This is a genomic window from Vibrio tapetis subsp. quintayensis (assembly GCF_030409945.1).
Lineage (GTDB): Bacteria > Pseudomonadota > Gammaproteobacteria > Enterobacterales > Vibrionaceae > Vibrio > Vibrio quintayensis.
Genome location: NZ_JAUFQV010000028.1, coordinates 253,059 through 265,299, shown reverse-complemented (window position 1 = coordinate 265,299; position 12,241 = coordinate 253,059). Strand labels below are relative to the sequence as shown.

Genomic DNA, 12,241 nt, shown 5'->3' with positions numbered 1-12,241 from the left:
CGCTTAAGTGGGTAAGCTTAAAGAAAACATATCTGACTTGTACGCTTGGTTATTCAGGCCGTCTCCAGAGGCGTTCTATGATCGGCAATTGGTTTGGATCGCGATCGGACTCATGTTGATCGGGCTTGTAATGGTAACGTCGGCATCGTTTCCGATTAGTACTCGGTTGACCGACGGCCCGTTTCACTTTATGTATCGTCACTGTGCCTTTCTATTTTTGTCTCTTTGTACGGCGACAGTGGTCGTGCAAATACCGCTAGAGAAATGGTTTCGTTACAGTCATTATTTACTGACTCTCTCTTTTGTATTGCTCATTGTCGTACTGGTTGCGGGTAAATCGGTTAATGGTGCATCTCGCTGGATTCCCCTTGGGCTATTTAACTTACAACCAGCAGAAATTGCTAAGTTATCTTTGTTCATGTTCATGTCTGGTTATTTAGTCCGTAAACAAGAAGAAGTTCGAAGTACCTTCTTTGGCGGTTTTTTTAAGCCGATCATGGTGTTTGGTCTGTTGGCTTTTTTATTGCTGGGCCAACCTGATCTGGGTACGGTCGTTGTAATGCTGGTGACCATGTTTGGTATGTTATTTATTGCTGGGGCTAAGTTGTGGCAATTTTTGGCTCTGGTGATCGTTGGCGTAGCTGGGGTTGTCGTCCTGATTTTGGTCGAGCCTTATCGCGTTCGGCGAGTGACGTCCTTTTGGGACCCATGGAGTGACCCATTTGGCAGTGGTTATCAGCTGACCCAATCACTAATGGCATTTGGCCGAGGAAATTGGTTTGGCCAAGGGTTAGGTAATTCAATCCAGAAATTAGAGTACCTACCAGAAGCGCATACCGACTTCGTTTTTGCTGTGATGGCAGAAGAGCTAGGCTTCATTGGCGTGAGTTTGGTGTTGATACTGATCTTTGCGCTAGTAATTAAAGCTATTTTTATCGGAAAGAGAGCGTTTGAGGCAAACAAAGTCTTCGGCGGCTATCTTGGGTTTGGTATTGGTATTTGGTTTGCTTTTCAAACTCTGGTTAATGTCGGTGCGGCGGCTGGAATGGTACCAACGAAAGGGTTGACCTTACCATTGATAAGTTATGGTGGTTCGAGCCTCATTATAATGAGTGTGGCGGTGGCCATTTTATTAAGAATTGATCATGAAAGCCGCATTGCTGGCCCGTCAGATCAAGCAGAGATTAAAAAGACAGATAATGAACAAAAATAAGCGTTTATTGGTCATGGCTGGTGGCACCGGTGGTCACGTTTTTCCTGGGCTTGCGGTTGCTAAGAAATTGCAGCAACAAGGATGGGAGATTCGTTGGCTAGGTACTGAAGATAGAATGGAAGCCGATTTGGTTCCAAAGCATGGCATCGAGATTGATTTCATTAAAGTGAAGGGCTTACGAGGCCAAGGTTTATTGAAGCTAATTAAGGCGCCGTGGCAGATTTTCCAAGCCATCATACAGGCCCGTAAACACATTCAACGTTGGCAGCCTGATGCGGTACTTGGTATGGGTGGCTACGTGAGTGGCCCCGGCGGTATCGCTGCTTGGTTAAGTGGTATCCCTGTTGTGCTGCACGAACAAAATGCAGTGGCAGGTTTAACTAACCAATGGTTGTCAAAAATTGCTAAACGCGTATTTCAAGCATTCTCGGGCGCTTTTCCTGATGCCCCTGTTGTCGGTAACCCAGTACGAGAAGACGTTGTGGCTATCGCTGCACCAGAACAACGACTTGCAAGCCGCGAGGGCGCGATAAGAATATTGGTTATGGGTGGTAGTCAAGGCGCTCGCATTTTGAATACAACGTTACCAACGGCCCTAGCAGAACTTGGTTCTGATTATACCGTTTGGCATCAAGCGGGAAAAAACAATCAAGTAAGCGTTGAACAAGACTATCAAAGTCATGGCGTGATTGGTGCTAAAGTCACCGAATTTATCGATGATGTCACCTGCGCGTATGAGTGGGCAGATATTGTGGTATGCCGCTCCGGAGCACTGACCGTTTCTGAATTATCAGCTGCTGGAGTAGCGGCGATATTTGTCCCATTTATGCATAAAGATCGCCAGCAGGCATTAAACGCTGACCATTTGGTGAACGCTGGTGCAGCTAAGATGATAGAGCAACCGGATTTAACCGCGATGGGTCTTGCTCAACAAATTAAAGAATTAGACAGAGTGGCTTTGCTTGAAATGTCAAAGCAAGCTCGCTCTGAAGCAAAATTAGACGCTGACAAAGTAGTGGCGGATGCCATTAGTCAACTAACAAGATAATGAGTACCAAGTGATGACGATTGAACATAACCAAGATATTTCTAAAATCCGTGCGTTGATCCCTGAAATGCGACGTGTAAAAACGATTCATTTTGTGGGGATTGGTGGAGCAGGTATGAGCGGTATCGCCGAAGTCCTGCTTAATGAAGGCTATCACATCACAGGTTCAGATCTCGCGGCAAATCCAGTAACGGAACGCTTGACGAGTAAAGGTGCTCATGTATTTTTTGGTCACAGTGCTGAGCACGTCGAAAAGGCGAGCGTTGTCGTTGTTTCAACCGCGATTAATGAAAAAAATCCGGAGCTTGTCGCGGCTAAAGAACGAAGAATTCCCGTCGTACGTCGTGCAGAAATGCTCGCTGAACTGATGCGCTTTAGGCATGGTATCGCTGTCGCAGGTACTCATGGTAAAACAACGACCACCGCTTTGGTCACCCAAATTTATTCTGAGGCTGGCCTTGATCCAACATTCGTAAACGGTGGATTAGTCAAAAGTGTTGGTACAAACGCAAGGTTAGGCTCGAGTCGTATTCTTATCGCAGAGGCAGATGAGAGCGATGCGTCTTTCTTACATTTACAGCCAATGGTGAGTATTGTTACCAATATCGAAGCCGATCATATGGACACCTATGGCGGCGATTTCGAAGTACTTAAGCAAACCTTTATCGACTTCCTACACAACTTACCGTTTTATGGTCAAGCGATCATGTGTATAGACGATCCGGTAGTACGTGAATTAATTCCACGTGTTAGTCGCCAGGTGATCACTTATGGTTTCTCTGAAGATGCAGACGTAAGGCTTGAGAACTACCGCCAACAAGGGCAGCAAGGTAAATTTACCGTTGTTCGTCAAGGCAAAGCGAATTTAGATATTACTCTAAATATTCCGGGCAAACATAATGCCTTAAACGCATCGGCTGCGATTGCCGTCGCGACTGAAGATGACGTAAGTGACGAAGCGATCCTCAAAGCGATGGCGGGCACACAGGGAACTGGCCGTCGATTTGATCATTTAGGTGAATTCGAAACGGGTAATGGCGCCGCAATGTTGGTGGATGATTATGGTCATCACCCAAGTGAAGTTGACGTGACAATTCAAGCCGCTCGCGCCGGTTGGGAAGATAAGCGTTTGGTCATGATATTCCAACCACACCGCTACAGTCGTACCCGCGATTTGTACGATGACTTTGCGAACGTATTAGAAAAGGTTGATGTGCTTATCATGTTGGATGTGTATTCTGCGGGCGAAGCGCCGATTGCGGGTGCCGATGGCCGCGCACTTTGTCGTACCATTCGTAGCCGAGGAAAAATTGACCCGATTTTTGTTCCTGAATCAGGTCAACTGCCTAATGTACTGGCTAACGTCTTGCAAGATGGTGACTTAGTGCTTACGCAAGGTGCGGGTGACGTGGGCAAGGTAGCCAAACAGTTAGAAGTATTAGAATTAGACATCGAAAAGTTAAAACAAGCGTAGAGATGTGAAATGTGCTAGGTTTTTAACCCATAAGTCAGAATTGGTCATATTTATTGCCATCGCGGATAGACACTAGGCTATTGGCCAGTATAATCGGTAGGTTAAGTGGAATTATAAATGTATTTGGAAGCTTGGATACCAAAAAACGAGAGCTTAGTCGTTAATCTCTATGAAATTTAGCTCACGACACTTGGTATGATACTGGATGACTAACACGACAGCGGCAGAACGAATGTCCTTAGGGACGTTGGCAAGAAAACAGATCGTTGGTCTGGTTTTTTTGTTAGTAGTGACGTTTGGTATCGCAAGCATGCTGATATCCACCTTTAATTGGATGTTAGATGACCAACGACTACCATTATCGGAACTCGTGGTCGAAGGCCAATTACATTATGTGCATATTGAAGATGTGCAGACGGCGCTAAGTTCAATTGAACACATTGGCACATTTATGTCGCAAGATGTTGATGAGTTGCAGCAAGCATTAAATGAGCTACCTTGGGTGGCTTATGCTTCAATTCGTAAACAGTGGCCTGAAACTGTAAAGGTCTATCTTGTTGAGCACCAAGCACTAGCCATATGGAATGGTATGGATTTACTGAATCAGCAAGGGGATATTTTCTTTGCTGATATTGCCTCTTTAGATGCAGAAAAAGTAAAACTATATGGCCCTGAAGGCAGTAACCATCAAGTGGTGGAAGCTTGGGCTAAAATAGATGGCCTACTTGAACCACTTGGCTTACATGTGTCATCGCTTGTGTTAAACGATAGGCGCGCATGGCAAGTGATTCTATCAAGTGGAATTCGCCTAGAGCTAGGTAAAGAAGCGCTTGAAGAAAGAGTTAGACGATTTACTTTGCTTTATAAGAAGTTGGGAAATAAAGCTGAGAAAATCAGCCATATAGATCTCAGGTATGATACGGGGGCTGCCGTTGGGTGGTTTCCGGAACAAGATTTGATACAAGAGAGAGTAAATGACTAAGACCGCAGATGACAACATAATCGTTGGTCTTGATATTGGTACCGCGACCGTTTCAGCATTGGTTGGCGAATGTTTACCAGATGGTCAGATTAACATTATTGGTGCAGGTTCAAGCCCTTCCAGAGGTATGGATAAGGGTGGTGTAAACGATCTAGAGTCAGTGGTCAAGTCAGTGCAACGCGCTGTTGATCAAGCTGAATTGATGGCTGAGTGCCGAATCAGCAGTGTGTTTATTTCTTTGTCGGGAAGCCACATCGGTAGCCGCATCGAAAAGGGCATGGGTACCATCTCTGACGAAGAAGTTTCACAAGATGATATGGATCGCGCGATTCATACGGCCAAATCGATAAAAATTGGCGATGAACAGAGAATCCTGCATGTAATTCCTCAAGAGTTCACCATTGATTACCAAGAAGGGATAAAGAACCCTCTTGGACTTTCAGGGGTTCGAATGGAGGTTAGCGTTCATTTAATCTCTTGCCATAACGATATGGCACGCAATATTATAAAGGCCGTTGAACGATGTGGCCTTAAAGTTGAACAATTAGTTTTCTCTGGGCTAGCATCAAGTAATGCTGTGCTTACTGAAGACGAGCGCGAACTAGGTGTATGTGTCGTCGATATTGGTGCTGGCACCATGGATGTTTCCATCTGGACAGGTGGTGCACTCAGACACACAGAAGTCTTTTCTTATGCGGGAAATGCAGTAACAAGTGACATTGCTTTTGCTTTTGGAACGCCAGTGAGCGACGCCGAAGAAATAAAAGTAAAGTATGGCTGTGCATTGAGCGAATTGGTCAGCAAAGATGATACCGTTAATGTCCCGAGTGTAGGCGGACGCCCTTCGCGTAGCTTACAGAGACAGACGTTATCTGAAGTAATAGAACCAAGATACACTGAGCTCATGGGCTTGGTAAATCAAACTATTGATACTGTTCAAGAAAAATTGCGCAATGATGGCATTAAGCATCACTTGGCAGCAGGTGTGGTCTTAACTGGCGGCGCTGCGCAAATAGAAGGGATAGTTGAGTGTGCGGAGCGTGTATTCCGCAATCAAGTACGCGTTGGTAAGCCACTAGAAGTAAGTGGGTTAACTGATTATGTTAAGGCGCCGTATCATTCTACGGCGGTTGGATTACTCCATTACGCAAAAGACAGCCAGTTCAATGAGGACGGCGACTACAATGAACCAAAGCGTGGCGGTAACGTCACTGGTTTGTTGGCAAAAATGCGTAATTGGATTCAGAAAGAGTTTTAACCTGACAGCAGGGAAAACGGAGATAACAAATGTTTGAACCGATGATGGAAATGTCTGACGATGCGGTAATCAAAGTCGTTGGAGTTGGTGGTGGCGGTGGTAACGCCGTTGAGCACATGGTGCGTGAGTCTATTGAAGGCGTGGAATTCATCAGCGTTAACACGGATGCACAAGCGCTACGCAAAACGACCGTAAACAGTGTGATTCAAATTGGTGGCGATATCACGAAAGGCTTGGGTGCGGGTGCAAACCCACAAGTTGGTCGTGAAGCGGCACTAGAAGATCGAGATCAGCTTAAAGAAATTTTAACTGGTGCCGATATGGTATTTATAGCTGCTGGAATGGGTGGTGGTACAGGTACCGGTGCTGCACCAGTCATTGCTGAAGTTGCGAAAGAGCTCGGTATTCTTACTGTTGCTGTCGTAACTAAGCCATTTGGCTTTGAAGGCAAAAAACGTTTGGCATTTGCAGAGCAAGGTATCGAAGAGCTTTCTAAGCACGTCGATTCTTTGATTACTATTCCAAATGAAAAGCTGCTGAAAGTACTTGGCCGTGGTGTAACACTACTGGAAGCCTTCGCAAGTGCGAATGACGTACTTAAAAATGCGGTTCAAGGTATTGCTGAGTTGATCACTCGCCCTGGCATGATCAACGTCGATTTCGCGGATGTTCGCACTGTTATGTCTGAAATGGGACATGCAATGATGGGCAGCGGCATCTCTCGCGGTGAAGACCGTGCAGAAGAAGCGGCAGAAACGGCAATTTCTAGCCCACTGTTGGAAGATATCGATCTAGCAGGTGCTCGTGGCGTTCTTGTGAACATCACAGCAGGTTTGGATATGCGCCTAGACGAATTCGAAACTGTAGGTAATACTGTAAAAGCCTTTGCATCAGATAACGCAACGGTTGTTATCGGTACATCCCTAGACCCAGACATGACGGACGAAATCCGAGTGACTGTAGTCGCTACGGGTATCGGTACTGAGAAAAAGCCTGAAATCACGTTAGTGACAGGTAATACTCAAAAAGCTCAGTCGCCTCAGCCTGTAACACCAACAGTGCAACCAGCAACAGTAGCGAAAAAAGAAGAAAAACCGGCACAAACTTTGCAAACAAATAATTTGCATAAAGAGAACGAAGTGAAGCCTCAGACGGCTCCAAGTACACCAGCATCTCCTGCTGTAGGTGGCGCTAGCGCAGCACCTAAGCAAGAAAAAGAGAGCGGATATTTGGATATTCCGGCGTTTTTACGTCGCCAAGCTGACTGATAATTGACCTTAGTTCGATTGATATTTGTCAAAAACGTGTTAGGATGTTCGGCCGTAATAGATAGGCCGTACATTTAATACTAGTAGTAGGCGAGGTAATGATGATCAGGCAACGTACTCTTAAAGAGATGGTGAAAACAACTGGAGTGGGATTACACTCTGGTCGTAAAGTCACGCTTACGATGCGCCCTGCACCTGCAAATACCGGTGTTATATATCGACGCACAGACATTGAACCCCCTGTCGACTTTCCGTCAGACCCGGCTTCTGTCCGTGATACGATGTTATGTACAGCATTGGTTAATGACCAAGGTATCCGTATTTCAACTGTTGAGCACTTAAGTGCTGCTCTGGCTGGTATGGGTATTGATAACGTCATTATTGAGGTCGATGCACCTGAAATTCCGATTATGGATGGCAGTGCAAGCCCGTTTGTTTACCTATTACAATCGGCTGGTATCGAAACGTTAAATGCACCAAAACGATTTGTACGAATCAAGAAAAAAGTACGCATCGAAGATGGTGATAAGTGGGCTGAATTAGTCCCACACGACGGTTTTCGCATGGACTTTGCTATTGAGTTTGATCATCCGGCTATTGAATCGGAAGAACAACACCTTCTTTTTGACTTTTCAACTCAAGCATTCGTTAAAGATATTTCTCGCGCCCGTACATTTGGCTTTATGCGTGACATCGAATACCTCCAGTCTCAAAACTTATGCCTAGGCGGCAGTTTTGATTGCGCTATCGTATTGGATGAATACCGTATTTTGAACGAAGAAGGCCTGCGATTTGATAACGAGTTTGTGACTCATAAAGTCTTAGATGCAATTGGTGACCTTTATATGTGTGGCCATAGTATTGTTGGCGAATTACGTGCTTACAAATCTGGTCATGCATTGAATAATCAATTGTTGCGTGCGGTACTTGCTGATCAAGAAGCATGGGAATGGGCTACTTTTGAAGAAGAGGCTGGCTCTCCGGTTGCGTTTGCTGAACCAAATATGGTTTTAGCGTAAACAAGATGAAATAGATTCCCTTGAAAACCAGACTTCGGTCTGGTTTTTTTATGCCTTGAATTCGTTGGTCGCGTTGCTATGTGGCGCATTCTGGCGAACAATAGTGGCAATGGCGACGAGTTATTTTTAGCTATGATGAAGAACTAAGCGATTAAACGTTAATTTTATGTACTTAACTCAAACAAATGGTAATAGCCATGGTCGTTAGCGAGATAATCACTTAATATACTTTGCAAAATTGAAATATGTGATTGACGCTTGAAATTCGCTCACTACGCCACAATATCGACTAGATATGATTTAACTCAGTATTCTTTGTATTGAACTGGTAGAGACTGAACACAATTAGGATGGATCGAGCGCGATCTGAACAGAGAGATTCATAAACAATGATAACTAAGCTACTGACAAAAGTGATTGGCAGCCGTAACGACAGAACGTTGCGCCGTTTACGAAAAATAGTAAAAGAAATTAATAATTACGAGCCAACGTTTGAAGCGTTATCTGATGATGAGCTAAAAGCTAAGACGCTTGAATTTCGTGAGCGCCTAGAAAACGGTGCAGAGCTTGATAGCCTACTTCCAGAAGCTTTTGCGACCGTTCGCGAAGCTTCTAAGCGTGTTTACGGTATGCGCCACTTTGATGTGCAGCTTATCGGTGGCATGGTACTCAATAGTAGCCAAATCGCAGAAATGCGTACAGGTGAAGGTAAAACACTAACTGCAACACTGCCAGCGTATCTAAACGCACTGACGGGTAAAGGCGTTCACATTGTCACCGTGAATGACTACCTAGCAACGCGTGATGCCGAAACGAACCGCCCGCTATTTGAATTCTTAGGTATGACCGTGGGCATTAACGTGCCAAACATGCCACCACAAGAGAAAAAACAAGCGTACTTAGCGGATATTCTTTACGGAACAAACAACGAATTTGGTTTTGATTACCTACGTGACAACATGGCATTCCGCAGTGAAGACCGTGTTCAACGCGAGCGTTTCTTTGCTGTTGTCGATGAAGTGGATTCCATCTTAATTGATGAAGCTCGTACTCCATTGATTATATCGGGCCCTGCGGAAGACAGCTCTGAGCTATACACTCAAATTAATACGCTGATCCCAAGCCTTGAACGTCAAGCAGAAGAAGACACTGAAGATTACCGCGGTGACGGCCACTACACATTAGATGAAAAATCTAAGCAAGTTCACCTGACAGAAACAGGTCAAGAATTTGTTGAAGAGCTAATGGTTAAAAATGGACTGATGGAAGAGGGAGATACACTTTACTCTCCAACTAACATTAGCTTACTCCATCACGTGAATGCGGCATTACGTGCTCATGTGTTATTTGAAAGAGACGTGGATTACATTGTTTCACCTGAAGGTGAAGTGGTTATCGTTGATGAGCATACTGGCCGTACTATGCCAGGACGTCGTTGGTCTGAAGGCTTGCACCAAGCGGTGGAAGCAAAAGAAGGCGTTAAGATTCAAAACGAAAACCAAACGTTGGCCTCTATCACATTCCAGAACTACTTCCGTCTTTACGATAAGCTTTCTGGCATGACAGGTACGGCTGATACTGAAGCATTTGAATTCCAGTCCATTTACGGTCTTGAAACCGTGGTTATTCCAACTAACCAACCTATGGTTCGTGATGATATGCCTGATGTGGTTTATCGTTCAGAGACTGAAAAATTTAATGCCATTATTGAAGACATTAAATTACGCGTTGAGAAAGGTCAGCCGACATTGGTCGGTACCGTTTCGATTGAAAAATCAGAGCTACTTTCAAATGCACTCAAAACGGCAAAAATTAAGCATAACGTTTTGAATGCCAAGTTCCACGAAATGGAAGCCGACATCGTTGCACAAGCGGGTACGCCAAGTGCAGTTACTATTGCAACTAACATGGCTGGTCGTGGTACGGATATCGTACTAGGTGGTAGCTGGCAGAGCCAAGTTGCTAAGCTAGACAATCCGACTGACGCTCAAATTGCTAAAATCAAAGAAGATTGGAAAGAAGTCCACGATGCAGTATTGGCTGCGGGCGGCTTGCACATCATTGGTACAGAGCGCCATGAATCTCGTCGTATTGATAACCAGCTACGTGGTCGTTCTGGTCGTCAAGGTGATGCTGGTTCTTCACGTTTCTACTTGTCGATGGAAGATTCACTGCTGCGTATCTTTACTTCAGAGCGTATGGCAGGGCTTATTCAAAGCGGCATGGATGAGGGCGAAGCGATTGAAAGTCGCATGCTATCTCGTTCAATTGAAAAGGCACAACGTAAAGTTGAAGGCCGTAACTTTGATATACGTAAGCAGCTACTTGAATTTGATGACGTAGCAAATGACCAACGTAAAGTGGTATACGAACTACGCGATGAGCTAATGAGTGCTGATGATATCAGCGACATGATTGCTCACAACCGTGAAGACGTATTTGAAACATTACTGAACGAGTTTATCCCACCGCAGTCTCTTGAAGACATGTGGGACATTAAAGGACTTGAAGAGCGTCTGAAAGCTGAGTTTGACTTAGACTTGACCATTCAAACTTGGTTGGACGAAGACGACAAGTTGTATGAAGAAGCACTGCGTGAGCGCATTCTTGCTACCGCGGTTGAAGTTTACAAGCAAAAAGAAGAAGTGGTTGGCGAGAACGTTTTACGTAACTTTGAAAAATCAGTGATGTTGCAAACATTGGATACGCTGTGGAAAGAACACTTGGCAGCGATGGATCATCTTCGTCAAGGCATTCACTTGCGTGGTTATGCGCAGAAGAACCCGAAACAAGAGTACAAGCGTGAATCGTTTGAACTGTTTGAAGAGCTGCTTGATGCATTGAAATTAGATGTGGTGACGGTTCTGAGTAAAGTTCGCGTACAACAACAAGAAGAAGTGGAACGTATGGAAGAAAATCGTCGAGCGCAGGCTGAAGAAGCGGCTCGTCGTCAACAATTCCAGCACCAGTCTGCTGAAAACCAACTGGCCGATGGTGAAGAAGAGCCGGCAGGGCAACAACCTATGCAGCGTGAAGATCGCAAAGTAGGTCGAAATGAGCCTTGCCCATGTGGTTCAGGTAAGAAATATAAGCAGTGTCACGGCAAAATCTAATCGATTAAAGCCTGTGCATTGAAATCAGAGTCGCCTTAGGCGGCTCTTTTTTTGACTGTAAGTTCATTGATCCCGATCCTTTTGACTACAAGAGAATTAACATGAAACGAATCCATATTGCAGCTGGCGTCATATTTAACTTAGAGAAAACCCAAGTATACATCACAAAACGCCCTGAGAAGGCTCACAAAGGTGGCTTATGGGAGTTTCCCGGGGGAAAGGTGGAAGATGGGGAGAATGCCTCAGATGCGGCTGTACGAGAACTATTTGAAGAAATTGGTATTGAAGTGACTCAACTCGCGTTGTTTCAGCACTTACAGCACGACTATTCGGACAAAAGCTTAGAGTTTGATTTTTTCGTAGTGACTGAGTTTAAACATCAGCCATATGGAAAAGAAGGCCAATTAGGCCAATGGGTTGATATTCATCAGCTTACGGATTTTGAATTTCCGGAAGCTAATATTCCCGTGCTTAATAAAGTGCTTGAAGAGTATGGTGGGAAGGCATAAGGCGCTAGGCATAAGGAAAAGAAGGGCTTGTGTTGGGCATATTATTAGAAATAAACACCTTGCGTAGCCCGTAGCCCGTAGCCCGTAGCCCGTAGCCCGTAGCCCGTAGCCCGTAGCCCGTAGCCCGTAGCCTATAGTTCTTTATCCAAATACCCATCTTCTGACCAGCCATCTGAATCTGACATATCGGGTGCGCCTGGAATGGCCTTTTCTTCATCGGCCCACTCGCCAAAATCGATTAACTGGCACTGCTTGCTGCAAAAAGGGCGATAGGTTGCTTGCTCATTCCATTCAACGTCGGTTTGACAGGTTGGGCATTTAACGATGGTTACTTTAGTCATGTTGGCTCTATTTATA

At 45.0% G+C, this 12,241-nt stretch carries 10 protein-coding genes; 9 read left to right on the top strand and 1 reads right to left on the bottom strand.

The features are described from left to right. The first annotated feature begins 7 nt into the window (after nt 1-7). From ftsW to mutT, 9 genes are all read left to right on the top strand, one after another. Nucleotides 8-1,213, top strand: coding sequence for a cell division protein FtsW (gene ftsW / locus QWZ04_RS14570; RefSeq protein ID WP_290328997.1), 1,206 nt, complete (start codon nt 8-10; stop codon nt 1,211-1,213). Continuing rightward, the gene (gene murG, locus QWZ04_RS14565; protein ID WP_290328996.1) at nt 1,200-2,261 is read left to right on the top strand and encodes an undecaprenyldiphospho-muramoylpentapeptide beta-N-acetylglucosaminyltransferase; all 1,062 of its coding nucleotides are present in this window, start codon (nt 1,200-1,202) and stop codon (nt 2,259-2,261) included. Before ftsW ends, murG begins: the two co-directional genes overlap by 14 nt. A gap of 13 nt (nt 2,262-2,274) precedes the next feature. Continuing rightward, nucleotides 2,275-3,735: a UDP-N-acetylmuramate--L-alanine ligase gene (gene murC / locus QWZ04_RS14560; RefSeq protein WP_290329183.1), complete on the top strand. Its 1,461-nt coding sequence runs from the start codon at nt 2,275-2,277 to the stop codon at nt 3,733-3,735. 205 nt (nt 3,736-3,940) lie between these two features. Beyond that, nucleotides 3,941-4,717 (top strand): cell division protein FtsQ/DivIB, encoded by a 777-nt coding sequence (locus tag QWZ04_RS14555; RefSeq protein WP_290328995.1) that lies wholly within the window; start codon nt 3,941-3,943, stop codon nt 4,715-4,717. Then, the gene (ftsA, locus tag QWZ04_RS14550; protein ID WP_290328994.1) at nt 4,710-5,975 is read left to right on the top strand and encodes a cell division protein FtsA; all 1,266 of its coding nucleotides are present in this window, start codon (nt 4,710-4,712) and stop codon (nt 5,973-5,975) included. Before QWZ04_RS14555 ends, ftsA begins: the two co-directional genes overlap by 8 nt. Before the next feature lie 29 nt (nt 5,976-6,004). After that, nucleotides 6,005-7,243 (top strand): cell division protein FtsZ, encoded by a 1,239-nt coding sequence (gene ftsZ / locus QWZ04_RS14545; protein WP_290328993.1) that lies wholly within the window; start codon nt 6,005-6,007, stop codon nt 7,241-7,243. Nucleotides 7,244-7,344: 101 nt separating this feature from the next. Further along, nucleotides 7,345-8,262 (top strand): UDP-3-O-acyl-N-acetylglucosamine deacetylase, encoded by a 918-nt coding sequence (gene lpxC / locus QWZ04_RS14540; RefSeq protein ID WP_290329182.1) that lies wholly within the window; start codon nt 7,345-7,347, stop codon nt 8,260-8,262. A 389-nt stretch (nt 8,263-8,651) separates the two neighbouring features. Then, a complete protein-coding gene (gene secA, locus QWZ04_RS14535; RefSeq protein ID WP_290328992.1) occupies nt 8,652-11,375 on the top strand; it encodes a preprotein translocase subunit SecA in 2,724 nt (907 codons plus the stop codon). Nucleotides 11,376-11,476: 101 nt separating this feature from the next. Next, nucleotides 11,477-11,884 (top strand): 8-oxo-dGTP diphosphatase MutT, encoded by a 408-nt coding sequence (mutT, locus tag QWZ04_RS14530; protein WP_290328991.1) that lies wholly within the window; start codon nt 11,477-11,479, stop codon nt 11,882-11,884. A gap of 131 nt (nt 11,885-12,015) precedes the next feature. On the opposite strand, the gene yacG is transcribed toward mutT, so the two are convergent. After that, nucleotides 12,016-12,225, bottom strand: a complete 210-nt coding sequence (gene yacG, locus QWZ04_RS14525) for a DNA gyrase inhibitor YacG (protein WP_290328990.1) — start codon at nt 12,223-12,225, stop codon at nt 12,016-12,018. Nucleotides 12,226-12,241 lie beyond the last annotated feature (16 nt).

Excerpts from the sequence above, each read along its gene's own strand:
- murG (WP_290328996.1), top strand. The coding sequence starts at position 1,200 with ATGAACAAAAATAAGCGTTTATTGGTCATGGCTGGTGGCACCGGTGGT.
- murC (WP_290329183.1), top strand. The coding sequence starts at position 2,275 with ATGACGATTGAACATAACCAAGATATTTCTAAAATCCGTGCGTTGATC.
- QWZ04_RS14555 (WP_290328995.1), top strand. The coding sequence starts at position 3,941 with ATGACTAACACGACAGCGGCAGAACGAATGTCCTTAGGGACGTTGGCA.
- ftsA (WP_290328994.1), top strand. The coding sequence starts at position 4,710 with ATGACTAAGACCGCAGATGACAACATAATCGTTGGTCTTGATATTGGT.
- ftsZ (WP_290328993.1), top strand. The coding sequence starts at position 6,005 with ATGTTTGAACCGATGATGGAAATGTCTGACGATGCGGTAATCAAAGTC.
- lpxC (WP_290329182.1), top strand. The coding sequence starts at position 7,345 with ATGATCAGGCAACGTACTCTTAAAGAGATGGTGAAAACAACTGGAGTG.
- secA (WP_290328992.1), top strand. The coding sequence starts at position 8,652 with ATGATAACTAAGCTACTGACAAAAGTGATTGGCAGCCGTAACGACAGA.
- mutT (WP_290328991.1), top strand. The coding sequence starts at position 11,477 with ATGAAACGAATCCATATTGCAGCTGGCGTCATATTTAACTTAGAGAAA.
- yacG (WP_290328990.1), bottom strand. The coding sequence starts at position 12,225 with ATGACTAAAGTAACCATCGTTAAATGCCCAACCTGTCAAACCGACGTT.